This window comes from Cobetia sp. UIB-001, assembly GCF_044789135.1.
GTDB lineage: Bacteria > Pseudomonadota > Gammaproteobacteria > Pseudomonadales > Halomonadaceae > Cobetia > Cobetia amphilecti.
The window spans coordinates 2,302,597-2,328,237 of sequence record NZ_CP058244.1 but is presented as its reverse complement, the minus strand read 5'-3'; the positions used below and the strand labels follow the sequence as shown (position 1 = coordinate 2,328,237).

At 62.5% G+C, this 25,641-nt stretch carries 22 protein-coding genes; 14 read left to right on the top strand and 8 right to left on the bottom strand.

Annotated elements, in window-relative coordinates; all coding sequences use genetic code 11:
- Positions 1–192: 192 nt before the first annotated feature.
- The 4 genes from HA399_RS09750 to HA399_RS09735 all read left to right on the top strand — a co-directional run bounded on the left by HA399_RS09750 (position 193) and on the right by HA399_RS09735 (position 6,024).
- Positions 193–1,695 (top strand): TolC family protein, encoded by a 1,503-nt coding sequence (locus HA399_RS09750; RefSeq protein WP_192838952.1) that lies wholly within the window; start codon positions 193–195, stop codon positions 1,693–1,695.
- 37 nt (positions 1,696–1,732) lie between these two features.
- Positions 1,733–2,545 carry an efflux RND transporter periplasmic adaptor subunit gene (locus tag HA399_RS09745; RefSeq protein ID WP_215822926.1) on the top strand — a complete coding sequence of 271 codons (813 nt, stop codon included), beginning with the start codon at positions 1,733–1,735 and terminating at the stop codon, positions 2,543–2,545.
- A gap of 74 nt (positions 2,546–2,619) precedes the next feature.
- Positions 2,620–3,918 (top strand): efflux RND transporter periplasmic adaptor subunit, encoded by a 1,299-nt coding sequence (locus HA399_RS09740; protein WP_215822925.1) that lies wholly within the window; start codon positions 2,620–2,622, stop codon positions 3,916–3,918.
- 3 nt (positions 3,919–3,921) lie between these two features.
- Positions 3,922–6,024 carry an HlyD family efflux transporter periplasmic adaptor subunit gene (locus tag HA399_RS09735; protein ID WP_404324806.1) on the top strand — a complete coding sequence of 701 codons (2,103 nt, stop codon included), beginning with the start codon at positions 3,922–3,924 and terminating at the stop codon, positions 6,022–6,024.
- Between the two features lie 158 nt (positions 6,025–6,182).
- On the opposite strand, the gene HA399_RS09730 is transcribed toward HA399_RS09735, so the two are convergent.
- Positions 6,183–9,368: an EAL domain-containing protein gene (locus tag HA399_RS09730; RefSeq protein WP_215822923.1), complete on the bottom strand. Its 3,186-nt coding sequence runs from the start codon at positions 9,366–9,368 to the stop codon at positions 6,183–6,185.
- 313 nt (positions 9,369–9,681) lie between these two features.
- On the opposite strand from HA399_RS09730, the gene HA399_RS09725 reads away from it, so the two are divergent.
- The 6 genes from HA399_RS09725 to HA399_RS09700 all read left to right on the top strand — a co-directional run bounded on the left by HA399_RS09725 (position 9,682) and on the right by HA399_RS09700 (position 15,376).
- Positions 9,682–10,203, top strand: a complete 522-nt coding sequence (locus HA399_RS09725) for a CidA/LrgA family protein (RefSeq protein ID WP_215822922.1) — start codon at positions 9,682–9,684, stop codon at positions 10,201–10,203.
- Positions 10,200–10,928: an LrgB family protein gene (locus HA399_RS09720; RefSeq protein WP_054557016.1), complete on the top strand. Its 729-nt coding sequence runs from the start codon at positions 10,200–10,202 to the stop codon at positions 10,926–10,928. The genes HA399_RS09725 and HA399_RS09720 overlap by 4 nt, the downstream gene beginning before the upstream one ends.
- A gap of 334 nt (positions 10,929–11,262) precedes the next feature.
- Positions 11,263–12,153 carry a hypothetical protein gene (locus tag HA399_RS09715; protein ID WP_215822921.1) on the top strand — a complete coding sequence of 297 codons (891 nt, stop codon included), beginning with the start codon at positions 11,263–11,265 and terminating at the stop codon, positions 12,151–12,153.
- Between the two features lie 147 nt (positions 12,154–12,300).
- A complete protein-coding gene (locus tag HA399_RS09710) occupies positions 12,301–12,963 on the top strand; it encodes a response regulator (RefSeq protein WP_215822920.1) in 663 nt (220 codons plus the stop codon).
- Positions 12,960–14,378 carry an ATP-binding protein gene (locus HA399_RS09705; protein WP_404324805.1) on the top strand — a complete coding sequence of 473 codons (1,419 nt, stop codon included), beginning with the start codon at positions 12,960–12,962 and terminating at the stop codon, positions 14,376–14,378. Before HA399_RS09710 ends, HA399_RS09705 begins: the two co-directional genes overlap by 4 nt.
- A 224-nt stretch (positions 14,379–14,602) precedes the next feature.
- Entirely contained in the window at positions 14,603–15,376 is a 774-nt protein-coding gene (locus HA399_RS09700; RefSeq protein ID WP_054557012.1) for a 3-hydroxybutyrate dehydrogenase, read from the top strand.
- Positions 15,377–15,528: 152 nt separating this feature from the next.
- Here HA399_RS09700 and HA399_RS09695 read toward each other — a convergent pair whose 3' ends face one another.
- The 5 genes from HA399_RS09695 to HA399_RS09675 all read right to left on the bottom strand — a co-directional run bounded on the left by HA399_RS09695 (position 15,529) and on the right by HA399_RS09675 (position 19,859).
- Positions 15,529–16,065: a response regulator transcription factor gene (locus tag HA399_RS09695; protein ID WP_043336058.1), complete on the bottom strand. Its 537-nt coding sequence runs from the start codon at positions 16,063–16,065 to the stop codon at positions 15,529–15,531.
- A 32-nt stretch (positions 16,066–16,097) separates the two neighbouring features.
- Positions 16,098–17,369, bottom strand: coding sequence for an ATP-binding protein (locus tag HA399_RS09690; RefSeq protein WP_404324804.1), 1,272 nt, complete (start codon positions 17,367–17,369; stop codon positions 16,098–16,100).
- Between the two features lie 155 nt (positions 17,370–17,524).
- Positions 17,525–19,072, bottom strand: coding sequence for a DASH family cryptochrome (locus tag HA399_RS09685; RefSeq protein WP_404324803.1), 1,548 nt, complete (start codon positions 19,070–19,072; stop codon positions 17,525–17,527).
- On the bottom strand, positions 19,059–19,226 hold the full coding sequence (locus tag HA399_RS09680) for a DUF2256 domain-containing protein (protein WP_082388858.1): 168 nt from the start codon (positions 19,224–19,226) through the stop codon (positions 19,059–19,061). The genes HA399_RS09685 and HA399_RS09680 overlap by 14 nt, the downstream gene beginning before the upstream one ends.
- A gap of 114 nt (positions 19,227–19,340) precedes the next feature.
- Positions 19,341–19,859: a MarR family winged helix-turn-helix transcriptional regulator gene (locus tag HA399_RS09675; protein ID WP_404324802.1), complete on the bottom strand. Its 519-nt coding sequence runs from the start codon at positions 19,857–19,859 to the stop codon at positions 19,341–19,343.
- A gap of 248 nt (positions 19,860–20,107) precedes the next feature.
- Here HA399_RS09675 and hmgA point away from each other — a divergent pair, with 248 nt between their 5' ends.
- The 3 genes from hmgA (at position 20,108) to maiA (ending at position 23,361) form a co-directional block, all read left to right on the top strand.
- Positions 20,108–21,436, top strand: coding sequence for a homogentisate 1,2-dioxygenase (gene hmgA / locus HA399_RS09670; protein ID WP_404324801.1), 1,329 nt, complete (start codon positions 20,108–20,110; stop codon positions 21,434–21,436).
- A gap of 109 nt (positions 21,437–21,545) precedes the next feature.
- Complete coding sequence (locus HA399_RS09665; protein ID WP_404324800.1) at positions 21,546–22,565, top strand: fumarylacetoacetate hydrolase family protein; 1,020 nt, start codon at positions 21,546–21,548, stop codon at positions 22,563–22,565.
- Between the two features lie 145 nt (positions 22,566–22,710).
- Positions 22,711–23,361: a maleylacetoacetate isomerase gene (maiA, locus tag HA399_RS09660; protein ID WP_404326950.1), complete on the top strand. Its 651-nt coding sequence runs from the start codon at positions 22,711–22,713 to the stop codon at positions 23,359–23,361.
- A 72-nt stretch (positions 23,362–23,433) separates the two neighbouring features.
- Here maiA and HA399_RS09655 read toward each other — a convergent pair whose 3' ends face one another.
- Positions 23,434–24,213, bottom strand: coding sequence for a cation transporter (locus HA399_RS09655; RefSeq protein ID WP_404324799.1), 780 nt, complete (start codon positions 24,211–24,213; stop codon positions 23,434–23,436).
- Positions 24,214–24,380: 167 nt separating this feature from the next.
- On the opposite strand from HA399_RS09655, the gene HA399_RS09650 reads away from it, so the two are divergent.
- Positions 24,381–24,776, top strand: a complete 396-nt coding sequence (locus HA399_RS09650) for a helix-turn-helix domain-containing protein (RefSeq protein ID WP_404324798.1) — start codon at positions 24,381–24,383, stop codon at positions 24,774–24,776.
- An 82-nt stretch (positions 24,777–24,858) separates the two neighbouring features.
- Here the strand turns inward: HA399_RS09650 and HA399_RS09645 are convergent, their stop codons facing one another.
- Complete coding sequence (locus HA399_RS09645; RefSeq protein ID WP_404324797.1) at positions 24,859–25,590, bottom strand: aspartate/glutamate racemase family protein; 732 nt, start codon at positions 25,588–25,590, stop codon at positions 24,859–24,861.
- Positions 25,591–25,641: the final 51 nt, after the last annotated feature.

Here is a 25,641-nt window from a genome sequence, read left to right as displayed (position 1 = left end):
AGGTGTCCGCCTGCCCCCATACCACGGGGCGGGTGAACAAGAGCAAGGGAACGAGGCGATATCATGACGGGAAACGAAAAAACGGAAACCGCCCGGGCGTTGCCTGAATCACGCGGGCGGGGTCGTCTCAAGACTCTGGCGACGATGGTTGCCATAAGCGCCGCGGGCATTGCCTTGTCGGCATGCGGCACCGTGCAACCTGAGCCTCTGGATCGTCAGGATATCGCGACCGCCATCCAGAGCGATGAGATGCTCTTCGAGCAGATGACGCCGGCCATCACCGAGCCGCTGAATCTCAATCAGGCGATGGCGCGCGCGCTGAAGTACAACCTCGACAATCGCGTCAAGCTGATGGAGCAGGCGTTGGCCGAGCAGAGCTTCAATCTGGCCAAGATGGACATGCTGCCGGTATTGGCGGCAAATGCCGGTTTCACCAGCCGCAACAATGAAGATGCCTCCTCGAGCGAGAACGTGCGTACCGGCGTGCAAAGCCTTGCCCAGTCGACCTCTGTCGACAAGGACCGCACCGATGCCGATCTGCGCCTTTCCTGGAACGTGCTGGATTTCGGTGTCAGCTACCTGAAGGCCAAGCAGGAGGCGGACCGCTTCCTGATCGTCAAGAACGCCCGGCGTGACATCATGGCCAAGCTGCTTCAGCAGACGCGCAGCGCCTATTGGAAGGCTGCGGTGACGCAGAAGTTGAAGCCGCGCATCGATGCCTTGCTGATAGACACCGAAAAGGCGCTCGCGCAGCTGGATCAGATCCAGCGCGAACGACTGCGGGCACCGTTGGATGTCCTGCAGGAGCAGCGCCAGCTGCTCTCCATCATGCGCAATCTCAAGAGCTTGCAGCGTTCCGTCGAGACCTCCCAGATCGAACTGGCGAGCCTGATCAATCAGGCCCCCAATGTCGAGATCCCCTTGCAGGCGCCGAGTGAGTTGCCGGAACTTCCTCCGTTGCCCTCCAACGACCTGGATGTGCTGGAGCGTGTCGCGCTGGCCAACAGCGGGGAATACGTCGGTCAGCTATACAATGCGCGCATCGCGCAACGTGAAGCGCGCAAGAGCATGGTGCGATTGTTGCCGGGGCTGGAGTTCTCCTACAGCGCCAATTACGACAGTAACAGCTATCTGTACAACGACACCTGGGCACAGGCGGGTGTGCGGGTCAGCTGGAATATCTTCCGGCTGTTCGCGATCGATGAGATCAAGGCTCAGAACGAGGCGCGTGACCAGATGGTCGAAGCGCGTCGTCTCGCCAGCAACATGGCGACGCTGGCACGGGTGAATCTGGGCTGGCAGCAGTACCACAACTCCTTGGATAGCCTGGCGATCGCGCAGCGCTTCCAGGCATTGGATGAGCAGATCGCGGACTTCAGCAAGCAGGCGCGGGCAAGCCGTGCGATCTCGGGAACGCAATCCCTGCTCAACCAGGCCAAGGCCTTGAACTCCGTGCTGAGCAATTCATTGGCCTACGCCGATGCACAGGACGCCTATGGCGGCTTCCTGTTCAGCCTGGGCTTCAATCCGGTCCCCGAGGATTATCAGCGTTACGACGTCGATACGCTGGCCAGCAACCTGGATGCCTCCTTCCGCCAGTGGTCTGGCGGCAGCCTGCCATTGCAGGACCCGGCACTCTGGCTGGAAGCCCAGTCCGAGACAACCCAAGCACAGGACGGTCAGGCCAGTCTGTAAGCTAGCCTCCCGCCATATTTCAACAGGGATGCTGACGATGATGATCGCTGGTAAAGGTATCAATCGCCGCATGGCGAGGTTGGGGGGAACCCTGCTGGTCGCCATGCTGCCCGGGCTGATGAATGCCGCTCACGGGGCGGATCAACCGACCGTTCGCGGTCAGGTCAGTGCTGTCAATTCCACCATTCTGGCGGCGCCCCTGTCGGGGCGCCTGCTGGAAGTCAATCGGCGTGTCGGGGAAGAGGTCAACAAGGGCGATGTGCTGGTGCGCTTCGATTGCCGTTCGCTGAAGGCGGAGCGGGCAGTCGCGCGTGCGCGTCTGTCCGGTGCAAGCTCCCAGTACAAGGTCAACAAGCAGCTGGCGCGCTATGACAATGTCAGCCAGCTGGACGTGGATCTGTCGCGAGCGGCGGTCAATGAGGCCAGTTCCTCGGTCAAGCTGTCGGATGTCTATCTCAGCGATTGCACCATCACGGCACCCTTCGACGCGGAAGTGGTCTCGCGTGCCGTCAATCCTCATCAGTTCGTCTCCAATGGCGAGCCGATGCTGGAGCTGGTGAGTTCCGACGAGCTCGAGATCGAGGCCGTCATTCCCGCCATGTGGCTGGGGCAGGTCGGCGCGGATACCCCGATGACCTTCACCGCAGATGCCACGGGGGCGGAACTTGCCGGCAAGATCGTGCGCGTCGTCGACAACATTGACCCGGTCAGCCAGACCCTCAAGGTGATCGCACGGCCGGATGCCAAGCCGGATGGCGGCATCAAGCCCGGCATGAGTGGCGAGGTCCGTTTTCCTTCTCTGAGTCCTTCCACCGTCGAGGATGTGGATAGCGGAGAGGCGGCACAATGAATCGGCGGGTCGAAATGCCAGGCAATGTCACGACAGATCGCCTGGCGGGCCTCATCACCTTGCAGAAGCGTTTGATGAGCGCCAAGGGGCGCAAGGAAGCAGAGTATGTGCTGGTCAATGACACAGGCTACCTCTTTCCCGCGCGCCAGATGTTGCTGGTCAGCAATGGCAAGCTCTCGTCACACTCCGGCGCCACGGATGTCGAGCAGCAGAGTCCCTATCTGCACTGGGCAAGACGCGTCATCAAGGCGTTTGATCTCGATCGTCAGGTCGTCTCCGACAAGGCAGGTGACTCCCGGGCGGCCAAGCCCGAGCAGGTCATGTCACTGACGCCGGAGCGCCTCAAGGAACGCGATGCATCTCTTGCCGAAGACTGGAGTGAGTATTGGCCACGAGAAGGACTCTGGGTGCCCATGGTATGGCGAGGCCGTATCGAGGGTGGCTTGCTGTTGTTGCGCGAAAAACCCTGGAATGAAGCCGAACAACGCCTGCTGACCCATTGGGTGCAAGGTGCCGAGAACGTGCTGGCACGTCATTCGGGGCGCAGGCGCCAGCCGGTGGGCAAGCGCCTGCTGTGGGGCGCGGCCTTGGTGGTGATCGGTCTGCTGATGTTGGTGCCGGTACGCCTTTCCGTGCTGGGGCAGGCGGAGGTGGTGCCAGAGGTCAGCAGTATCATCCGCTCACCCCTGGATGGCGTGCTCAAGGACTTGTCCGTGGCGCCCAATCAGGTGGTGGAGAAGGGCCAGTTGCTGGCGAGTCTCGATGATGCCGAGCTCAAGGGGCGACTGGCCGAAGCCAATCAGGCTCTGGCGGTGGCACAGGCGGAATATGCGCGTGCCCGGCAGCGCTCCTTCACCGAGCGTGAGGCCAGTGCCGAGGTGCCGCTGTTGAGGGCGCGGGTGGACCAGGCGCGTGCCGACGTCGATTTCCTTGAAACACAACTGACGCGTGTGCGCGTTGAAGCGCCACGTGAGGGTGTCGCGATCCTCGGCGATACCAGCGATTGGGCCGGGCGTCCGGTCAGGCTGGGTGAGCGTCTGCTGGAAGTGGCCGACACTCGGGGCGCCGAGGTGGAAATCTGGCTGCCGAGTGCCGACAACATTCCGCTGCCGGAAGGTGCCGAGGTCTCGTTGTTCTTGAATGTTGACCCTTCCCAGGTTCGTGAAGCACGGCTGACGCACGTCAATTATCGGGCCGAACTGGCACCGGATGGCGAGCTCGCCTACCGCGCGCACGCCGTGTTGAGCGATGCCGAGAACCTGCCGCGCGTCGGCTGGCGGGGCACGGCCAAGGTCGAGGGGGAACAGGTCACGCTGGGTTATTACCTGTTCCGTCGCCCGTGGGCCACGCTGCGCAGCTGGACCGGGTGGTAAGGCATGATCTCACAGACTCTCCCGTTGGCCGTGCTGCGTGAAGACCTCAAGTTGCACCCCGTCGAGCAGGATCGCGATGGCAAGCGGCGCTGGTTGCTGCATGACCCGGTCGCCCAGCGCTTCTATCGACTGGGCGAGGCCGCCATCGAATTGCTGCCCTTCATTCGCGGTGGTCAGGAAGCGGCAGCCGCCAAACAGGCGAGTGCCAGTCTCGGTCGTGAAGTGCCTGGCGAGCAGTTACGCGCCCTGTCGGAATTTCTGCGTCAGCATGATCTGGTGCGCGGGGATCCCGGACAGCAGGAACGCTACCAACGCCGTCTTGAGTCGCGTCCTACGGGGCTCAAGTGGTTGATGCATCACTATCTCTTCGTGCGCATTCCGCTGGCCAATCCGGATCGCTGGCTGAGCCGGCACGTCAACAAGGTACGCTGGCTGGGTAGCCGGGGCCTCTTCTGGAGCCTGGCGGTCATGTTTCTGGTGGGCCTTTGGCTGACGGTACGCCAGCTGGATACCTTCATCGCGAGCTTCGCGGCACTGGGCGCTGTCGGTGGCTGGCTGACACTGGGGCTGGCGCTGGTCTTCGTCAAGATACTGCATGAGCTGGGGCACGCCTTCGTTGCCAAGGCCAAGGGCGCGCGCGTCCCGACCATCGGGGTGGCCTTCATCGTCGGCTGGCCGGTGCTCTACACCGATACCAGTGATGCCTGGCGACTCACCCAGGCCCGGGACAGAGTTGGCGTCGATATCGCGGGTGTCGCGGTCGAGCTCTCGATCGCGGTACTGGCCTTGCTGTGCTGGCATCTGTTGCCGGAAGGCTTGCCGCGCACCCTGTGTTTCTGGCTGGCGACGACGACCTGGATCATGTCGGCGCTGGTCAACTTCAATCCTCTGATGCGTTTCGATGGCTATTACCTGCTGTCGGATGCCTGGCGGCAGCCCAACCTTGAACCGCGCTCCCAGGCGCTGGCGCGTTGGCAGCTGCGTGAATGGCTGTTCGCCTTCAAGGAAGCGCCGCCTGAGCGTCCGCAGCGTGCCCTGGTGCTGTTCGCGGTGGGCGTCTGGGTGTATCGCCTGTTGCTGTTTCTCGGGATCGCCCTGGCGGTCTATCACTTCTTCTTCAAGCTTCTCGGCATCGTGCTGTTCGCCGTCGAGATCTGGTACTTCATCATGCGGCCAATCGTGAATGAAATTCGGCGCTGGTTCAGTGAAGGTCGCAAGCCACGCGCCAATCTGGCTCTGTTGCGTACCGGGATGATCATCGTGGCGCTGGGGGCCTTGCTGGTCTGGCCCTGGCAGAGCGAGCTGCGCCTGCCGGGGTGGTTGGAGCAACCCTCGGCCCGTCTCGAAGCCCCCTTCGGTGGCCGACTGAGTCTCGATGTCGCCCAGGGTGACGAGGTGAGCGCCGGTCAAGCGCTGGCGACCATCAGTGCCCCGGAAGTCGCCCAGCGGCTTGCCAGTGCCGAGCGTCGCGTGGAGCAGCTGGACTGGCGTCGCTCCGCCAGTGGTCTGGATCGCAGGCTGCTGCAGGATAGCCCGGTGGTGCAGGCCGATCTTGACGTGCAGCGCCAACGGGTCAGCGCGCTGCAAGCCGAGCAGGCGACCGGTCAGCTGGAGGCGGCATTCGCCGGCAAGGTGCACTCGCTCAACCCTGCCTTGCGAGAAGGGGGTTGGGTCGGTGAAGGGGAATGGGTGATGACGCTGCGCAATCCCCGGCAGGTGACCCTGACGGCCTGGGTGGAAGAGGAAGAGGTGCTGCGTGTCGATGAAGGTGCCACTGCCTGGTTCTATCCGCTGGCGCCGGTAGGCAAGCCGCTGAAAATGCGCGTGGTCAGCGTCGAACCTCAGGCAGTGGCAGTGCTTGAGCAGCCGGAAATGGCCGCGCCCTATGGTGGGGAGTTGAAGGTTCGCGAGGGCGAGGAAGGGCAGCTGGAACTGATGCGCAGCCTCTATCGGGTCACGCTTGAGCCAGTGGACTTCTCACAGGCGCTGGCACTCTCGATGCCTGGCCGGCGCGGCATGGTCAACGTCGAGACTGAGCCGCGCAGCCTGTTGAGCCGAACCTGGCGTGAAGTGGTGGGGGTCTGGCGTCGCGAATCCGGTTTCTGATACCGTTATTCTGCATCCTGCATTTTGAATAAGAGAACAGAAGCCCAGCTTACGAGTGGCGTTTGCCGATCGGAGGCTGGGCTTCTCTTGTGTGGTCTTGAGGAAATGTCGCGCTCTGCTCTATGGGGCGCTTCGCCTTTATTCGGCAAGCCTCTGATTCAGCCAGCTTTAGGAGCAAGAGGCTGCGCCACCCGAGCGTCATTGACCCGTGAGGTCGGGCTGGAGTCTGTGTCGCCGGTATGCCCCTTGCTGTGGCCGTCATTGGTATTGGAGCAGATGGCGAGTGTCTCGAGTGGCTCCGGCATGCCCAGCGCATAGCCCTGCACATAGTCGGCACCGATGGTGGCGACGGAGGCGAGCACTTGCGCACTCCCCACGAATTCCGCCACGGTCTTCATGCCCATTTCACGCGCGACCTCGGCAATGGCGCGGGCGATGGAGTAGGAGACGCGGTTGGTGTCCATGTCGCGAATGAAGGCGCCATCGATCTTCAGGAAGTCGACGGGCAGGTTTTTCAGGTAGCCGAAGGACGACACGCCACTCCCGAAGTCATCCAGCGCGAAGGAGCAGCCGAGTGCGCCGAGTGCCTCGAAGAAGGCGCGAGCGTCGCCCAGCCGCGTGATGGCGACGGACTCGGTGATCTCGAAACACAGCTTGTCACCCGGGATGCCACTGTCGCGGACCAGCGTGACCAGCAGGTCGCGAAAGCTCGGGCTGCTTATGGAGTGCCCGGAGAGATTGAGTGACACCATGGTCAGTCGCTGGGCATGCGCAGGGTGCGCTGCCAGCCAGCTCAGGTATTGGCGAATGACATGTTCATCGATGGCGGCTGACAGGCCATAACGCTCCGCCGCAGGCAGAAAGGCGCCCGGCGCAATGATGGTGCCATCCCTGCCTTTCAAGCGCACCAGCACTTCGTAATGTAGCTCGCAGTTCAGCTCGCAGTGCGGGTCGTTGGCTGGCTCTGCGTTGTCAGCTTGTGCAGTGGCGAGGGTGCTGACAATCGGCTGTTGGTAAAGCACCAGGCGCTGTTCTTCGATGGCCGCGGTGATTTCTGTCAGCCAGTGCATTTCCTGCATGCGCCGAGCTACCTCGTCACCGGATTCACTGTGGCGATGAATGCGGTTGCGCCCGGCATCCTTGGCTTCATAGCAGGCAGCATCGGCGGCACTCAGCAGCTGGTGTGGGTCGTTGTGATTGCTGTCGATGCTCACCAGGCCAATGCTGGTACTGATGGTGAACAGCTTGTCTTCCCACATGAATCGGAAGTTGGTGACGGACTGGCGCATCTCTTCGAGCAGCGCTTCGGCGGCGTCCAGCGACATGTCGGGCATCAGCAAGCCGAATTCATCCCCTCCCAGGCGTGCGAGACGATCCTGCTTGCGCAAGCCGGCGGCAATGACGTCGACCAGCTGGATCAATAGCGCATCGCCGGCCGAGTGGCCGCAGGTGTCATTGACGACCTTGAACTGGTCCAGATCGATGTAGGCGAGACAATGTAGCGTGCGGGTGGCGCGCGCATCATCGCAAAGTGTCGTCAGTTCACGCTTGAAGGCGCCGCGATTGAGCAAGCCCGTCAGGCTGTCGTGATTGGCCTCGTGAGCCATGCGCTGCGACATGGTGTGATTGAGCGTATTGTCGATCAGCGCCAGCAGCGTATAGCCATCCTGGTCTGGCGTCGCCTCGACCGCAGAGACACTGATCTCTGCATGCACCGAGTTGCCGGAGGCATGGATGAAGCGACATTGCTGGGTAAAGAAATCCTTGCGCTGCTCGATCAGGGCCTGATGTTGCTGCAGGAAGCTCTCCAGGTCTTCCGGCTCGATCAGTTCGCGTATCACACTCTGCGACAAGGTGGCGGCGGTGTAGCCTAGGATGCTCTCGATTCGTTGATTGACGCGCAACAGCTGGCCACTGGTGCTCAGGTGCGCCATGCCGACAGCGGAGTGCTCGAAGGTGGCGCGGTAGCGTCGCTCGCTGGCACGCAGGCGTTTCTGAGAGGCCTGTTGCTCGAATTCGGTCATGAGCTGTGAGACGTGATCCGCCACCGAGGCCAGAAACGCCTGCTCATCATCTGCCCATTCGCGTGGGGCATTGCTTTCCGTGCAGCAGATGACGGCCACCACCTGGCCTGCCACACGGATCGGGCTGTCGATGATGGCCTTCACGCTGCAGCGGAAGGTGCCATCAAACAGCAATTCCTGATTGGCCTTGGTCACATCGGCCAGGGCGAGAGCATGACCGGCATCCAGAGCCTCGAAATAGACCCGGTTCTGGGTGCGGGTGAGGCGAGTGGGAACTGTGCTATGCGTGGCATCGTGCGGCGGGGGGACCCACGCATCATGGACATGGGCCAGCGACAGGCAGTCGCGGTCTTCATTCATGTACCAGAAGCTTACCTTGCGTATCTGCAGGCCCTTGGCGACTTGCTCACATAACCACGGCAGCAGGCTGTCGAGCTGCGCGTTCTCATCGTGGCGGGTGTTGCCGAGCTCGATCAAGGCCGCCTGCTGACGTTCATAGCGGCGCAGCTTGTCGGCCTGGGCATCCTTGGCCAGATGCTGCTGATGGATATCCAGCAATGAGCCGATGAAGCGGTAGGGCGCTCCGTTTCTGACCTCGAATTGAGCGCGCAGCTCAAACCAGCGATGATCTCCCTGTTGGGTGCGGATCAGCAACTCGCAATTGAAAGGCGTCCCGCTCAGTCGCTTGGCGTTGATCAAGGCCTTGAAGTCGTCACGCATGTCGGGCGCGACTCTCTCATGCAACGCCTCGAGTGCGGTATCGAGTGTGCCGGCTTCATACCCCAACTGGTTTTCCAGGCGGGTAGAGATGGTCAATCTCTCGTTGCCTGTTTTCCATTCGATGATGCCATCGGAAATGCTGCGCAATATCCAGCTGGCCCGCGACTGACTGTCTGCGAACTCTGCATTGAGGTAGCTTTGATTGACCTGGCGTTTCAGCGCCTCGGTCGCCAGGCTCGCGAGCTTGTCCAGCCGGACGAGGACGTCCGGGCTGGGCAATTGTTGCCGCGGCTCAGCGTCCGCCAGGCTCATGCAGCCGATTATCTCGCCATTGTCTGCCTTGAGGGGCAAGCCGATGTAATAACGAATGCCGTCGGCAAGGACCGAACTGCAACCGGCGAGTTCCGGTTGTCGACGGGCGTCACACGTGATGAGGGGACTGGCTTGCAGTACCGCTGCGCCACACAGCGCATCGTTGATGGGGACGGACTCATGCACATTGTCGTCCAGACTCAACCAGCGCTTGAGCTGCTCGCCATCACGCAGGTTGATCATCGCCATGGGAGCGCCAGCCAGGTCGGCAGCCAGTTCAAGGATCATCAGAGCCTGATGATCCTCTTCATGCCGCAATGTCTTGATCCAATTGGGAATAATGGATGTATCAAGCCCGAGAGAATCTGGCATCGTGTCGCAGCCTTCCCTGTCTGTAACGGTGATGGGGGATCAAGATCGCAGATTATCACAGTAAAGCGTTGCCTCACCGTTGTTGGCGTTGAGAGCACTGAGGGCAGCAAGGGCGCCGGGGTCATGAGGATGCCGGGTGGGAGAGGCAAGGGCGTCAGGGATGGCTGTGACATAATTGTCAGCATGACGGCCTGACGGGCTGACACGGTCAAGAGGAGTCTGTAAGGAAATGGCGTTGATCAAGGGGTTCTGCATCTTGCTGCTTTGCCAGTTTCTCGGCGAGGTGACGGGGCGTGCGTTGTTGCTTCCGGTGCCGGGGCCGGTACTGGGAATGTTGTTCCTGCTGCTGGGGTTGATGTTGCGAGGGCGGCTGCGCAAACGGTTGTTGCCTGCCCCGGACAGAGAGGGGGAAGGAGTGCTGCGTGTTGACGAGAATGCGGATCGAGACCTCGGTCAACGTCAGCTGGCCCGAGCGCTGCTGCGGGAACGTGTGCCTGCCAGTCTCAGGCTTGCCAGCAATGGCCTGCTCTCGCATCTGTCGCTGCTGTTCGTGCCCGCGGGCGTTGGCGTGATGGTCCATTTCGAGCTCATCGCACGCGATCTCACCGCCATCGCCATCACGCTGGTCGCGTCGATCGCGGTCACCCAATTCGTCACGGCGTGGCTGTTGCAGCGCTTGATCGATCGAGGTTCTGCGACACCGAGTGGAGCAGGGGGCAAGTCACCCAGCGCCGATGAGGTGTCTTCATGAATCTGGCCCCGCTTGACGCCCTGTGGGTGTACCTGAGCGCTTCTCCGTTGCTGCATCTGCTGTTGACGCTGGTGGCCTTTCTGCTGGCGACGGCGATCAACCGTCTGGCTCGGGGGGCATCGCTGGCGCATCCAGTATTGGTCTCCATCGCGCTGATCATCGGGTTTCTGTGGCTGACGGACACCGACTATCCCACCTACTTCGAAGGGGCCCAGTTCATTCACTTCCTGCTCGGGCCGGCCACCGTCGCGCTGGCGGTACCGCTGTTTGATCATCTCGATCGGGTCAAGCAGATGCTGTGGCCACTGCTGACAGCCTGTTGCGTCGGCATCGTCACCGCCGTGACCACTACCCTTGGGCTGGCGCTGGCACTGGGGGCACATACCCAGGTGGCCTTGAGCCTGGCGCCCAAATCCGTCACATCGCCGATCGCGATGGGGATCGCCGAAAAACTGGGCGGTATTCCCTCGCTGACGGCAGGGCTGGTACTGCTGACCGGCACCCTGGGTTGTGTGGTAGGCCCCGTTGTCATGCGACTGGCAGGGGCGCGAGACGATACCGTCAAGGGTTTCACCATGGGCTTGTCCGCGCATGGCATCGGTACTGCCTTTTGCTTCTCGTCGGTGAGCACGCTGGCGGGCGCCTTCGCTGGCATGTCGATGGGGCTGACCGGTCTGCTGACCGCCTTCATCGTGCCGCCTATCGTCAGGCTGTTCGGCTTCTGAGCATGAGGGGCATTGGTGGAGAGTCGAGCTGGAGGTGAGCAAGCGGCGAGCAAGCGGCGAGCAAGAAACAGGAAGGCCGGCGCTATCGTGGCATCGTCTTGTGAGAGCTTAAGTTTGCGTTAAGCGCAGCCATTCATGCTGGTGATCACTCCATGGTTCAGCTCAGCGCTTGCGTGTTGGCCATGGCAATCGCCAGCACGTCTTGTGGAGATGTCACCTCGTTGCCACATGTCTGTCAGTGAGCTGATCGATCATGCTCCTACGCAGTTCCACAAGGCGTGTCATCCACTCGCGCCTCTGTGGCTGGCAATGCCTCGACCCAAGGAAAGCCCTCATGTTCACCTCTCTTGCACGCACAGTTCTTGAACGCACTGGTCTGGCCCGCACTGGTCTTGCCCACACCGCTGCAAATCTCAAGCCCGCTGGCCTTGCCGGGCATCGTGTACTGGTCGAGGCGCCGATGGCCTCCAGCTGTCGAGAGCTCTGTTGGCAGCTGGCGGCGGCAGGGGCTGCATTGATTCTGGTCGAGCGAGAGGGGGATGACCTTGCCTTGCTGTGCAGGTTGTTGCCCACCCCGAATGGCCAGCAACACCGCCGCCTGTCACTGACGCACGCAGATGTGAGGGGTGATGCGCTATGCACGCAACTGCGCAACATCCCGGCTTCGGAGCGCCCCGATACCTTGCTGAGCCTGCCGGGCGATGGCCGCTGGCATCTGGAGAGTGGCCGCGCCTGGCATGTGCTCGAGCGTGGGGGATGGCCGGCCGAGGTGCGCGCCAAGGTACTGGAGTGTCTTGAACTTCATGGCTCGGCGGATGGCCGACGCGCGCTGCTGGAGCTGATCGTGCAGGCAGACGGCGACTTTTTCGTTCCGTTGCCGACAGCGAAGCACTCACGTATCCGGTTGCATACCCCGGCGCTGATCACCGGTGAAGAGGACCCTCTGTTGATGCGCCTGGCGCGTCATCAGGGCAATCATCCTGTCAGTGTGGGGCGTCAGGCGCGCAAACTGATCTTCCGACTGCGGCTGGCGCGAGCCAGGCACCCGCTCGCGTATGGCTGGTTGATGGCGGGTGAGGCACTGCGGCGTGTCATCGGCGGGCCGCGCCGCATGCTGGAGCGTGGCGCGCTCGGGCTGCGCGAGCAGAGGATGCTGCTGACGGCGCGTCTGGCCAGGTGGCTCCATGCTCGACACCAGGGGCGTCGCGCACGCAGCGGTGTGTAATGGCTGGCTGATCCATCGATACAGGCGATGTGCTATCCCGCAGTATGCTTGCAACGTCCGTCACCTTTCGGTGGCGGACGTCTTGTCTCATGTCCCCTCATGTCCCGATATGACATGGCAGAATCAGAACGATTTCAAGGAGTCCAGATGCGAGTTCTGCTCGTCGAAGATGATCCGTTGTTGGGCGAGGGGGTCAGCCATACCCTGCGCCGCGAAGGCATGAGCACTGAATGGTTGAAGGAGGGCGCCAACGTCGCCGCCACGCTCAAGCATTCGCCCTTTGATGTGCTGGTGCTGGACCTTGGCCTGCCGGATCTCGACGGTCTGCAGGTCTTGAGTCACCTGCGCCGTCAGGGCCAGACGTTGCCGGTATTGATCCTGACGGCACGTGATGACATCAGCGACCGGGTACGTGGTCTGGACGGCGGCGCGGACGACTATCTGGTCAAGCCGTTCGACATTGCCGAGCTGGTGGCGCGTCTGCGTGCGTTGGTGAGGCGCCATGCCGGGCAGGCCAGCGGTTGCCTGCAGCTGGGGCCGTTGCGCATTGATCAGGCTGGTCGCACTGTCACGCTCTCCGGTAGTGAGGTCGGCCTGGGGCGGCGCGAGTTTGATCTGCTGGAGTTCCTGCTACTGCACCCCAGTCGTGTCTTCAGCCGGGATCAGCTCGTCGAGCAGCTCTATGGCTGGGATGGCGATGTCGAGAGCAATGTCATCGAGGTGCATGTGCACCATCTGCGCCGCAAGTTCGGCACCGGGGTGGTCAAGACCGTGCGCGGTGTGGGCTATCGGCTGGGTGAACTCACGTGAAATCCATCCGCAGTTTCCTGCGGCGCAACCTGATCGGTGGCGTCGTGATCGTGCTGGGGACGGCCGCCGCCTGGAGCTATTTCGATTCCCGCGAGCAGATTGATGAGCTGTTCGATGCTGAGCTGGCCCAGAATGCACGCATGCTGGGGCGACTCTATCAGTCCCGACTCGCGTCGTTGACACCGGTCGAGCGTCAGGAAAAGTTGCAGCAGATGACATCGGGCCAGTTCAGCCTGCGTCCGCCCTCCTTGAGCTTTGCCGATGGCCATGAGAAATCCCCGCTGGGACATGTCTATGAAGACAAGCTGATCTTCCAGATGTGGGATGCGCTGGGCCAGCCATTGCTTGGCCTCTCGTCACGCTCCGTGGCGCTCGATTATCTGCCGGTGCCCGGCTATGGCAGGCAGCATGACAATCACCATGACTGGTTCACCTTCACGCTGTATTTCCCCGAGAGTGGCATCTGGGTCACGGCGGCCCAGCGTGAAGATGTGCGCGATGAACTGACTGGCCAGATTGCGTTGCACAACGTGCTGGCGCTGGTGGCCGGGCTGCTCGTGATTGCCTTGCTGATCGGTGTGGCAGTCTCGCGCGGTTTTCGTCCCGTCTTGCGCATCAGTCATCAGATCACGGCCCGTCAACCCGGGTACCTTGAGCCGCTGGATGCCAGCGAGGCACCGGACGAGATACGCGGCATGGTGGATGCTCTCAATGGACTGCTGGCGCGTCTGGCAGACACCCTGGACAAGGAGCGGCGCTTCACGGCCAATGCCGCCCATGAATTGCGGACTCCCCTGGCGGGCATCAAGGTGCATGCCCAGAATCTGGAGGCCGATGCCAGGGATGAGGCCTCGCGGCGCTCGGCACGCATGATCGTGGATGGCGTCAATCGCATGACGCGGGTAGTGGAGCAGCTGTTGACCCTGTCACGGCTGGAAAGCGGTGCAGAGGCACCGCGTCGTCCGGTCGATCTCGCCCAGTTGACCCATGAGCTGGCGAGGGACCTGGGCCCCATGGCACGCCAGCGAGGCATCAAGCTGCATATCGAGGTTGCACCCGGCGCTCAGCTGGTCAGTCACGAGAACGGCCTCTACGTGCTGCTGCGCAATCTGCTCGACAATGCGCTGCGCTATACGCCAGAAGACGGAGAGGTGCGTCTGGATATCCGCCGCGACGACGCTGGATGGCGCATGGAAGTGGCCGATACGGGCCCCGGAATCCCGCTGCGTGAACGCGAGCGCGTCTTTGAACGCTTCGTGCGTCTGGCCGGCCAGAGGACTCAAGGTTCCGGGCTGGGCCTTTCCATCGTGCGCGAGCTCGCCGAACGTCTAGGCGCAGCGCTGGCGCTGAAGGAGAGCCCCTTGGGAACGCCGCAGGCCCCGGGGCTGCTGGTGCAGGTTCGCTTCCCGTCATAGCAGGTTCGCTTCTCGTCGTGAATAGTGCCTGTCGGCCGGGTTGCGTCAGCGGAGGCCAATGATTGCGTCGAATGCATCATGCGGCTGTGATGCTGGCTGGCGCTCGATAATGCCAGCGGGGAGTGCAACTCGGCGATGGTCGGGTGGCAAAGACGGCTAGATTAGCGCTATCTTCATTATATGTTGCAGAGCAGCATGACATTCCCCTCTGTCAGGAGATTCGCATGAGTGAACAACAGTCTTCCCCTGTCCGTGTTGCACTGGTGACCGGCACCGCCAGTGGTATCGGCGCCGCCATCATGCAGGCGATGTGCGATGCCGGGCATCAGGTGCTGGCGGTCGATTTCAGTGATGAGGGGGCAGAGGTCGCCGACAAGGCAGGGGCTGCCTTCTTCAAGGCCGACCTGACGGATGCCGAGCAGTGTCGCGCGGCGGTGGATGAAGCCGTGTCCCGTTTCGGGCGCCTCGATATCCTGGTCAACAATGCCGGCATCCAGCATGTCGAGCGCATCAAGGACTTCCCCGAAGCCAAGTGGAATCAGATCATCGCCTTGATGCTGAGTGCGCCATTCACGCTGATCCAGGCGGCCTGGCCGCATATGGAGAAGAATGGCTATGGGCGCATCGTCAACATGGCGTCCATTCACGCCCATGTCGCGTCACCGGGCAAGGCGGCCTACGTCAGCGCCAAGCACGGCTTGATGGGGCTGACCAGAACCGCTGCGCTGGAAGGGGGCGAAAGCGGCATCACCGCCAATGCCATCTGCCCGGCCTACGTGCGCACGCCGCTGGTCGACAAGCAGATCGCCGAGCAGGCCAAGCTCAATGACATGCCCGAAGATGAAGTGATCGAGAAGATCATGCTCAAGGGCGCGGCGATCAAGCACATGATCGATCCCTCCGAAGTGGCGGACATGGCGGTGTGGCTGGCCTCCGACAAGGCAGGCTCAGTGACCGGCTCCAGCTTCAACATGGACCTGGGGTGGACGGCGCAGTAACGGCGTACCCTTGAGCAACGGCTCATTCCAGACAATGCAGAGACACGAAGCCCTCACCATCGATTCGCGCTTGCGAGCAAGGATGGTGAGGGCTTTTGCTTGGCCGGCAGCGAAGTGTCGCCTGGGATGCAGACTAGGGCAGCGCCGATGTCTCAGCGCTTGACCGGACGCTTCTGCAGCTTGCGTTGCAGGGTGCGGCGGTGCATGCCCAGGGCGCGGGCGGTGGAGGAGATGTTGCCATCGTGCTCGTTGAGCACCTTCTGGATGTGCTCCCAGGTCAGGCGGTTGACCGACGGCGGGTTGTCGGAGATCTCGGCGGCAGGGTCGCCGCCTTCGCGGTTGAAGGCGTTGAGAATCTCGTCGGCATCGGCGGGCTTGCATAGGTAGTTGACCGCGCCAAGCTTGATGGCTTCCACCGCGGTGGCGATGCTGGAATACCCGGTCAGCACCACGATACGCGTGTCAGGCAGCAGGGCGATCAGCTCGGGCAGCAGCTTGAGGCCGGAACTCTGCTCCAGCTTCAGGTCCAGCGTGATCAACTCCGGGCGGTGGCTGCGTGCCACGCTGAGTGCCTGGGCTTCATCACGGGCCACTTCCACTTCATAGCCGCGGCGCGTCATGGCGCGCGCCGTGACCTGGCAGAAGAATTCATCATCGTCGATGATCAGCAGTCGGGTTGCATCGCTCATCAGGGTTCTCGCTTGGGCGGTCTTTGCCGCCATCATGTCAGATGAAGGGGGAGGCGCACTTCCGTCAAGGTGCCGCCATCTTCGTGGTTGTACAGACTGACGCCGCCACCGAACCGGTTGATGGTGGCATGCGTGAGGAACAGGCCGATGCCCATGCCCTTGGATTTGGTGGAGATGAAGGTCTCGCCGAGCTGATCCGCCACCGCCATGGGCACGCCATCGCCATGATCGCGGATGTCGATCAGCACTTCCTGATCGCGTTGCTCCAGGGTGATCTCGATATCATCCGGGCAGGCGTCGGCGGCATTGTTGAGCAGGTTCATCAGCGCCTGCTCAAGCGTGGTATCCACCAGCATGGAGGCCTGTTCAGCGCCGGGCGTCACCTCGACGCTATGCTGCACATCCGGACGCACCACCAGCCAGCGCTGCACGATTTCCTCCAGCCACTGGGCAGCATTGATGGGTTGAGGCTGCTCCATGCGGCGGCGGTCGGCTGCGGCCACCATCGCCTGCAGGCGTTGCTTGCAGGTGTCGACCTGACTGCGCAGCAGGGCAAGATCATCCTCCAGCTGAGGGTCATTCCTGTCCTTGGCATCCTCGCGCATCTCGCTCAGCAGCACCGCCATGGTGGAGAGCGGGGTGCCCAGCTCATGCGCGGTGCCGGCGGCCTGGCTGGCCACCGCCAATACCTGCTCGCTGCGCAGGGCGGCCTCACGCGTGGTGGACAGCGCCTGATCCCGGGTGCGCAGGGCATGGGCCATCTTGTAGATGAAGTAGGTCACCAGCAACGCCGACAGGCCGAAGTTCAGCCACATGCCGATGACATGCAGGCTGATGCGTCCGCCCAGTTCATAGGTCGCCAGCTGTGGCACCGGCTCATAGAACACCATCAGGAAGCTGTAACAGCCCATGCCGACCGCGGCAATCACCCAGGCATAACGCCAAGGGAGCGTTGCGGCCGCCATGGTCACCGGCACCAGATAATAGGGCACGAAGGGGTTGGTGGAGCCACCGGTATGGAAGAACAGCATCGTCAGACCGGCGATATCCACCAGCAGGTGAATCAGGTTCTCGGTGTCGGTGACGGGATGCGACTGCCCGAGGCGCCACCAGGTCGCGACATTGACCAGCCCCATCGCGATGATGATCGAGATGACGGGCAGCACATTGAGCTGAAAGCCGATGATCTCGAGCCCGAAGATGATCAGGATGAGAAAGCCGGTCCAGGTGATGCCGCGCGCGATGGTCAGACGAATGAGATTGCGGTGCGGCGTGGACAGTGGTGGCGGTAGCGGCTGATTCATGACGACTCCTGCGAGGAATGCGGCCATGATAGTGAATAAGGCTCATAAAGTGCAGCCCTGACGGCCAGTTAGCGCCAAGGCGCCATGCAATCCCCTGCGTTGCTTTCTCTTCGTTGTGCCCGCTTTGTGGCGCTCTCTTCGTGGTTCAACGCTTGTCAGCCTCGCTCGAAGGAGCCACTCAGCCAGGGCGTCACGCGTGTCGGTGTGATGTCGGCCAGATGGGCCTCCCAACCCTCGACATGCGTGAGAGGCTGGCGCGGGTAGTGGCCCGCTGATCTGTCGCGGCCAGTGCTGCTTGACCAGGCGAGCCAGGGCGCATGGCGCTGCATGCCGGCGGGCAGTGTCGCAAGCTCCGGTATCCAGCGGCTGACGTAATGACCGAGAGGGTCATGCTGGCGTGCCTGCTTCATCATGTTGAAGTGCCGATCCCCGCGCGGATCACGTCCGATACCCGCCAGATAGCGCCAGTTGCCCCAGTTGGAGGCGACGTCGTGATCCAGTAGCTGATGCTCGAACCAGGCTGCTCCCTGGCGCCAGTCCACGCCAAGGTCCTTGACCAGAAAGCTCGCCACGTTCTGGCGCATGCGGTTGCTCAGCCAGCCGGTAGCCGCCAGTTCACGCATGCCGGCATCGACCCATGGCACCCCGGTCATTCCGGCCTGCCAGCGTTCAAGCGCTTCCGACGTCTGCGCATGGCTGCGCGGCTGAGCCGCGTCGTGGCCTGGGGACTCGCTCGTGAAGGTGTGTCTGCCCAGCCGCCGTGCATCCCAATGGAAGTATTCGCGCCATAAAAGCTCGACGCGGATCCAGTCGCTGTCCTTGAAGGCTGCCTGCGGATGCTCGCAGTGCTCGGGTAGCGTGGTCTGAAAGCGGTGCAGCGCGTCCAGTATCCGCCGCGGTGACAGACAGCCCAGTGCCAGCCACACGGAGAAGCGGGTCGAGAAATCCGCGCCGCTGAGACGATTGCGGGTGGTCTTGTACTGGCCGGCGAAGGCCGGGCTCAGGTAATCCTGCAGGCGCTGCAAGCCGGCGTGCTCTCCGGGGGCAAAGGTGTATTCGCCACGGGTGTCGGCCTGCCAGTGGCGAGCCTCGAGCAGGTGCCTGGCCGTGCCCTGAAAGCCGCGAGGGGCGGCCTCTGGCCAACCGGGGAGCGTAGATGGTGCGTCCAGCGGGGCGGGCATGTCGGGGAGGCTCGGGCGGGCCTTCTCCAGCTTGCGCCGGAAGGCACTGAAGCTCTCGGGAAGTGCGGCGAGTGGTTCCGGCAGCTCGTCTTCGTCCAGCAGCAAACCGCTGTTCAATTGCCGCAGGCGACACTGGCTTGCCACCGCGCGTTGCTGGCGTCGTTCCACCACGCCCGTGGCGCGGCGCGTGATGACGCCCCGGCAGCCATATTGCCTTGCCAGTTGCCCAATCAGCTGTGCCGCGTCGCCGTGGAGGATCAGCAGGTCACTGCCCAGCGCCTGAAGTCGCGTGCGCAGCGATTCCAGGCTCCCGAGCAGGGCATGTTGCCGTCCCGTGCTGAGCGGCTGCAGGCGTGGCTCCCCGGGGCTGACGCTGCCGAAGGGCTGAAAGGTCGTCTCCGCCACCACATGCACGACCAGCAGGTGCGAGGCTTGCTCCTCGAGCGCGGCTTGCCACAACGGGTTGTCATCCAGGCGCAGGTCCTCGTTCAACCATACCAGCCAGGGGTCAGTGGACGTCATCGCGCGCCTCCCGTGCCAGCTGGCGTGCGTTGCGACGACAGCGCTGACTGCAATGGCGTACGTCGTCCCAACAGTCCTGCCACTTCTTTCGCCACGTGAAGGGGCGCTGGCAGGTCTGACATGGCTTGCTGGGCAGGTACGGTTTGCGATGCATGCTGGCAAGGCTCCTTAAAAGCAGTACATAACCTATACCATAATTGTACGTCGCACGAAATGGCGGCCAGGCAATCCCCTGTCATTCAGTTGATGAGCGCCTTGTGTGACTGCCTCAGTCGCTGCCCGGCAATTGATCCAGTTGTCGCTCCAGAGTCTGCATGGTGAGCAGCAGATCACGGTATTGGCGTGCATTGACGGCGCCGAGCAGCTCATCCTCGAAACGCCGCGCTTCGGGAATCAGCTCCGCGAGCATGGCCTCGCCCTCGGCGGTGAGAACGAGCAGCTGCGCACGCTGGTCCTGCTCGCTCGGACGACGCAGGATCAGTTCACGGCTCTCCAGTGATTTGACGGCGCGCGAGACGCGTACCTTGTCCATGTGGGTGCGCAGGCTGACTTCCCGCGCGGTCATCGGTACGCCACGGCTCAACCAGGCCAGCAGACGCCACTCGGCGACATTGATGGCGAAGCGCTCGCCATAGCGGGCGAACATCGCCTCACTGGTGCGCTCGGCTAGTCGGTTGAGGCGATAGGGCAGGAACTGGTCAAGATCCAGCTCGCAGCGGGGCGTGTCCTGTGAGGCTTCCCCATCAAGGGCATCGCGTGCTTCGGGAGTGTCATCAGTGCGTTGCATCGAGAGTTACCTGTCTCGGTGAGAGGGCTGACCAGCGTTGTCACGACAGTGCATGGCGGTCGGATAAGGTTACCGATGTTACCACTTTCGACAGCGAGCAAGACAAAAGTCGAGCAATTGAGCGATTGCCAAGGTATGAATCTGTCTATATGGTTTCATATGTAACTACTTGAGGGCGGTGGCGGCATGTCTTGCCGTGGATGCCCCAGGTCATCAGGAGCCGCGAGCCCACAAGGAGATGAATCGTCATGCGCGAGCGCAATGCTGAGTGTCATTATCACGCCGGTTTTCGAAATCATGTCTCCAGCGAGGCGTTGCCTGGCGCCTTGCCGCAGGGCCAGAACTCTCCCCAGCGTTGCCCCTATGGCCTGTACGCGGAGCAGTTGAGCGGCTCGGCCTTCACCGCGCCGCGTAGCCACAACCTGCGCAGCTGGCTTTACCGCATTCGGCCCTCGGTGGTGCAGGGCGCCTATCAGCTCATGGAGATGCCGCAGGTCGCCACCGCACCGCTGGCCGAGGGAATGCCGGATCCCAACCCGATGCGCTGGGACCCCATCGCGTTCTGCGCTGGCGATTTTCTGGAAGGCCTGATCACGCTGGCAGTCAATGGGGATGCCCAGGCGCAGCAGGGCTGTGCCACGCATCTCTACGCCTTCTCTCGCGGCATGCAGCAGCGCTTTTTCTACAATGCTGACGGCGAATTGCTGATCGTGCCGCAGCAGGGTGCCATCGAGGTGCGCAGCGAGCTGGGCCTGCTGGAAGTCGCCAGCGGCGAGATCGTCGTGATTCCGCGTGGTATCAAGTTCCAGCTCAATCCGCTGGCGGGGCACGCGGAGGGCTGTCGAGGCTATGTGGCCGAGAACTATGGCGCGCCTCTCGAGTTGCCCTCGCTGGGGCCCATCGGCAGCAATGGACTGGCCAATCCGCGTGACTTCCTCGCGCCATCGGCACGTTTCGAGGACGAAGCCGGTGACTTCACGCTGGTGGCCAAGTTCGGCGGGCGTTTCTGGCGCGCGAGCCTGGATCATTCACCGCTGGATGTCGTGGCCTGGCACGGCAACTACGCGCCCTACAAATATGATCTGGCGACCTTCAATACCATCAATACGGTCAGCTTCGATCACCCTGACCCCTCGATCTTTACCGTGCTGACATCACCGTCTGACACTGCCGGGGTCGCCAATCTCGACTTCGTGATCTTCCCGCCACGCTGGATGGTCGCCGAGAACACCTTCCGGCCGCCGTATTTCCATCGCAACCTGATGAGCGAGTTGATGGGGCTGATCCATGGCGAATATGACGCCAAGCGCGAAGGTTTCCGTCCGGGCGGCGCGAGTCTGCACAACGCCATGACCCCGCATGGCCCCGACGCTGCCACCTTCGAGGCCGCCAGTCAGGCGGAACTTGCCCCCCGCTATCAGGGCAATACGCTCGCCTTCATGTTCGAGAGTCGCTATCTGTTCCAGCCCACCCCACAGGCCCTGTCGTCGAGCGCTCGGCAGCGCGACTACGGCTCGGTCTGGCAGGGGCTCGCGTCTCACTTCACGCCTCACACCACTCCTCAATTCACCCCTTGATTCACTCCTTAATTCACCCTGCATCAGTGATGACCTTTGACTGTTCATCGTCATCCGACCCCAGGCAATTCCTGCATTATTGCTCACGTTGCTCTTCAAGGAGGCACCCATGAAATTCGCTACCTACCAGGATGGTTCCCGTGATGGAACGCTGCTGCTGGTCTCCCGTGATCTGACCCGCGCCGTCAAGGTCGCGGATGTCGCCACGACCCTGCAGGCGCTGCTGGAAGACTGGACGTCGCTGGCGCCCGGGCTCGAGCAACGCTACGCGGCGCTCAATGATGGCACGCTGACGGACGCCTTTGCGCTGGAAAGTCAGGCGCTGCATTCCCCGCTGCCGCGCAGTTATCAGTGGGCAGACGGCTCGGCGTATCTGAACCATGTCCAGCTGGTGCGTCAGGCGCGTGGCGCCGAGATGCCCGAGACCTTCTGGCATGACCCGCTGATGTATCAGGGCGGCAGCGACAGCTTCCTGGCCCCCAGCGCCGATATCGTATGTGTCAGTGAGGAGCATGGCATTGATTTCGAAGGCGAGATCGCCGTCATCACCGATGATGTGCCGATGCACGTCAGTCCGGAGCAGGCCGAGGACCACATTCGCCTGTTGATGCTGGTCAATGACGTCAGTCTGCGTGGGCTGATCCCCGGCGAGCTGGCCAAGGGCTTCGGCTTCTTCCAGGCCAAGCCGTCGTCAAGCTTCTCGCCCATCGCCGTGACGCCGGACGAGCTGGGGGATGCCTGGCAGCAGGGGCGCGTACATCTGCCGCTGAGCGTGCATCTCAATGGTGAGAAGTTCGGTGAGCCAGAGTCCGGGCCAGACATGATCTTCAGCTTCCCGCAGCTGGTGGCGCACGCCGCGAAGACTCGCCCCCTGGGCGCCGGTGCGATCATCGGCTCAGGCACCGTGTCCAATCCCGGCAAGGATGGCGGCCCCGGCAAACCGATCAGCGAAGGGGGCGTGGGCTATAGCTGTCTGGCGGAAGTGCGCATGGTCGAGAAGATCCTGTTCGATGAGATTCGCACGCCCTTCATGCGTTTCGGTGATCGCATTCGCATCGAGATGTTCGATCGCGATGGTCAGAGCATCTTCGGCGCCATTGATCAGCAGGTGACGCAGTTGGACGCCTGAGGGCGGCGTCGTGAGGTAGAGCTTCTCAGAGACACGTCTCGGGAAGACGTCGTGTGCCGGTAAGCCTCAAGCCAACTGGGTGCGAGGTAGTGCGAAGGGGCGGCCGGCATCCAACCGCGTCACAGGGGAGTGCAGCATGAGTTCAATGAGCCTGTATGGCTATTACCGTTCATCTACCAGCTATCGGGTAAGAATCGCGCTGGCGCTCAAGGGGATAGAGGTCGCTCAGGTGCCGGTCAATCTGCTCAAGGGCGAACAGCGCAGCGAGGACTATCTGGCCATCAACCCCCAGGGACTGGTGCCGACCCTGATGGTGGGAGATACCCCCGCACCGGTGGCCCTGATCCAGTCGCTCGCGATCATGGAATATCTGGAGGAGCGCTGGCCCACCCCGGCGCTGTTGCCCTCAGTGCCGGAAGCGCGTGCGAAGGTGCGCTCACTGTGCCAGTTCATGGCCTGTGAGATGCATCCGCTCAACAATCCGCGCGTGCTCAATTATCTGACCGATCGGCTTGAGGTCACCCAGCAGCAGCGCCTTGAGTGGTACCGACATTGGGTCGCCGAGGGCTTCGCGCGTCTGGAAGTGATGCTGGCGGAAAGTGCAGGGCGGTTCTGCCATGGAGATAGCCCGGGCATGGCGGATGCCTGCCTGATGCCCCAGCTCTACAATGCGCGCCGCTTCGAGTGTGAACTCAAGGACTACCCGAGGATTCTGGCCATCGAGGCGGCCTGTCAGTCACTGGAAGCTTTCCAGCAGGCCCACCCCGAGCGTCAGCCAGATTGTCCGGCGGCCTGACGCGCATGGCTTCAAGGCAGCAAGCAGCGCCCCACCCGAAACGGTGGGTCGCTGTCGTTTCAGGTCATCGTCTCAACGACAACACTTGCTGGAGCCGCCGCTGGCGGGTGTCTGCTCGACCACCACGGCAGCCGTGGATGGCGCGCAACAACCGCGAGTGGCGCAGGATGATGGCGGAGCGTCAGAGGTTTGCGAGCTTGCGTCTTGCTCATGCGCAGCTTGCGCGCTTTCGGCTTGCTTGGCCTCGCCAAGCTCAAATCGCGTATCGCGAATCACCTGCCAGGCGGACTGCAGGAAGAGTGCGGCAATCGCCGCCCCCAGCAGCACATCCGGCCAGCGGGAACCTGTCCAGCCTACCAGTAGCGCGGCCCCGAAGACCGAGGCATTGGCGATGATGTCATTGCGTGAACACAGCCAGGTGGAGCGCATGTTCAGATCATCCGACTTGAAGCGCCACAGCAGGCCGAAGCACACGAGATTGACGGCTAGCGCCAGCAGGGCGAAGGCACCCATGCCGTGTGCGGCGGGGGCGACGCCATGGAGGGCCTGATAGCCCGCCTCGCCAAGGACGATCACACCCAGTGCCAGCATCACAATGCCTTTCACCAGCGCGCTCAACGCACGTTCACGCACGCTGCGGTGCAGGACGTAGAGGGTCAGGGCGTAGACGCTGGCATCGCCGAACATGTCGAGTGAATCCCCCAGCAGCGCGGTGGAGCCCAGCCACCAGGCCGCGGTGAATTCGATGAAGAACATGCTGGCATTCAGTGCCAAAAGGATCTTGAGCACCTTGCCCTGAGAGGCTCTGAGCTCTGCCAGCTCGCCGGACTTGCTTTCGCAACAGCTTTTCATAAGGGGTCTTGGCCTCCTGTCGTATTGCTGACAGCATGGAGGTTATAGTCACTATAAGGTCAAGCCTCATGACACAAGGATCCGAGCGCGAGCCGGGAACAGCAGCGCAAGACCCGCAAAGCTCAGCGGCTTGCACAAGGTCTGACATAAAGGCTGTCACAGGGGCGATGAGCATCGGCCAGCTGGCCAAGGCCTCAGGCGTCCAGGCGGTGACGATCCGCTACTACGAGAAGCAGGGGCTGTTGGCCCCGCAGCGGCGTGCGGCCAACGGCTATCGCGAATATGGCAATGCACAACTGCGCCGGTTGACCTTCATCCGCCGTTGTCGGCGCCTGGGTTTCTCGCTGGACGATATCCGCGCCTTGCTGGGGCTGGCGGATCAGCAGGCGTTGCCGTGCGATCAGATAGACGCGCGCATCGAGGCGCAGCTGGCCGAGGTGCGCAAGCGTCAGCGCGATCTCGCCGTCATGGAGGAGGAGTTGCAGCGCCTGACACACTGCTGCGCCGGCGGGGTGGTGGCGCAGTGCCGTATCATCGAGTCACTGTCCGAGAGCGAGGAGTAAGGCCCTGGCAGGCAGTTCCTCTGTTGCCAGGGCTGGGTCAAGGAGGGGGAAATCAGGCGGGTTCAGGCGGTGCCAAGCGGGGTCAGACGCCGCAGGACTTGCGGGCGAGTTCCTCCGCGACCAGTTCCGTGACATCGATCAGTGTCTTGGCGGGGGCTGCGTCGTTGCCTGACGAGCTGACGGGAATCAGTGGCAGCTCGGTACAGGCCAGCAGCACGGTGTCTGCCGACAGGCTCTCCAGCAGCGCATGAAAGCGCTGGACCACGCTCGGGTCATCGCCGCCATGCGCCTTCACGTCATAGATGATCTGATGCAGCAGGTGTGGGTCGGCGGGCACCTCGACTTCCACCACCTCCGTCAGTGCCCGATAGGGTGACCAGTCCCCCATGTCCGTCACGGACTTCGCGCCCAGCAGCGCCACCTTGCTCAAGCCGTCGCGCCGCACCCTGTCGATGACGACATCGCTGAACGACACCAGCTGGGCATTCAATTTCAGGGCCTCAAGCTGTGGCTGATAGTAGTTCAGCGTATTGCAGGCGATGGCGTAGTAGTCGACATGCTCGGCGAGCTTGTGGGCGCTGTCGGCCAGTGCCTCCCAGACCTGTTGGTCATGAGTCTCGAGCTCCATGGACAGCCCGAGCGCCGGCTGGGAGATCAGGTGGACATGTGGCGCATCCAGATCTCCCCGATAGCCAGGCCCGATACGGGCCTTGTTGGCGATCAGCAGCTTGTTCCAGAGATCCAGTCCGGCATCCGGGCCGGAGCCGGTGAGGATGCCGATCACGTTGCGTTGGCGCAGCTCAGTATCTTGCATGGCGGTGTCCGTCGTCATGTTGCGGGGCAGGCAGTGAAGGTTCAGTCGAGG

Excerpts from the sequence above, each read along its gene's own strand:
- HA399_RS09680 (WP_082388858.1), bottom strand. The coding sequence starts at position 19,226 with ATGCATCGCAAACCGTACCTGCCCAGCAAGCCATGTCAGACCTGCCAG.
- HA399_RS09645 (WP_404324797.1), bottom strand. The coding sequence starts at position 25,590 with ATGCAAGATACTGAGCTGCGCCAACGCAACGTGATCGGCATCCTCACC.
- HA399_RS09695 (WP_043336058.1), bottom strand. The coding sequence starts at position 16,065 with ATGAGCGATGCAACCCGACTGCTGATCATCGACGATGATGAATTCTTC.
- HA399_RS09735 (WP_404324806.1), top strand. The coding sequence starts at position 3,922 with ATGATCTCACAGACTCTCCCGTTGGCCGTGCTGCGTGAAGACCTCAAG.
- hmgA (WP_404324801.1), top strand. The coding sequence starts at position 20,108 with ATGCGCGAGCGCAATGCTGAGTGTCATTATCACGCCGGTTTTCGAAAT.
- HA399_RS09665 (WP_404324800.1), top strand. The coding sequence starts at position 21,546 with ATGAAATTCGCTACCTACCAGGATGGTTCCCGTGATGGAACGCTGCTG.
- HA399_RS09740 (WP_215822925.1), top strand. The coding sequence starts at position 2,620 with ATGAGCGCCAAGGGGCGCAAGGAAGCAGAGTATGTGCTGGTCAATGAC.
- HA399_RS09745 (WP_215822926.1), top strand. The coding sequence starts at position 1,733 with ATGATGATCGCTGGTAAAGGTATCAATCGCCGCATGGCGAGGTTGGGG.
- HA399_RS09720 (WP_054557016.1), top strand. The coding sequence starts at position 10,200 with ATGAATCTGGCCCCGCTTGACGCCCTGTGGGTGTACCTGAGCGCTTCT.
- HA399_RS09730 (WP_215822923.1), bottom strand. The coding sequence starts at position 9,368 with ATGATCCTTGAACTGGCTGCCGACCTGGCTGGCGCTCCCATGGCGATG.
- HA399_RS09710 (WP_215822920.1), top strand. The coding sequence starts at position 12,301 with ATGCGAGTTCTGCTCGTCGAAGATGATCCGTTGTTGGGCGAGGGGGTC.
- HA399_RS09690 (WP_404324804.1), bottom strand. The coding sequence starts at position 17,369 with ATGAATCAGCCGCTACCGCCACCACTGTCCACGCCGCACCGCAATCTC.
- HA399_RS09685 (WP_404324803.1), bottom strand. The coding sequence starts at position 19,072 with ATGACGTCCACTGACCCCTGGCTGGTATGGTTGAACGAGGACCTGCGC.
- HA399_RS09725 (WP_215822922.1), top strand. The coding sequence starts at position 9,682 with ATGGCGTTGATCAAGGGGTTCTGCATCTTGCTGCTTTGCCAGTTTCTC.
- HA399_RS09700 (WP_054557012.1), top strand. The coding sequence starts at position 14,603 with ATGAGTGAACAACAGTCTTCCCCTGTCCGTGTTGCACTGGTGACCGGC.
- HA399_RS09715 (WP_215822921.1), top strand. The coding sequence starts at position 11,263 with ATGTTCACCTCTCTTGCACGCACAGTTCTTGAACGCACTGGTCTGGCC.
- HA399_RS09650 (WP_404324798.1), top strand. The coding sequence starts at position 24,381 with ATGAGCATCGGCCAGCTGGCCAAGGCCTCAGGCGTCCAGGCGGTGACG.
- HA399_RS09655 (WP_404324799.1), bottom strand. The coding sequence starts at position 24,213 with ATGAAAAGCTGTTGCGAAAGCAAGTCCGGCGAGCTGGCAGAGCTCAGA.
- maiA (WP_404326950.1), top strand. The coding sequence starts at position 22,711 with ATGAGCCTGTATGGCTATTACCGTTCATCTACCAGCTATCGGGTAAGA.
- HA399_RS09675 (WP_404324802.1), bottom strand. The coding sequence starts at position 19,859 with ATGCAACGCACTGATGACACTCCCGAAGCACGCGATGCCCTTGATGGG.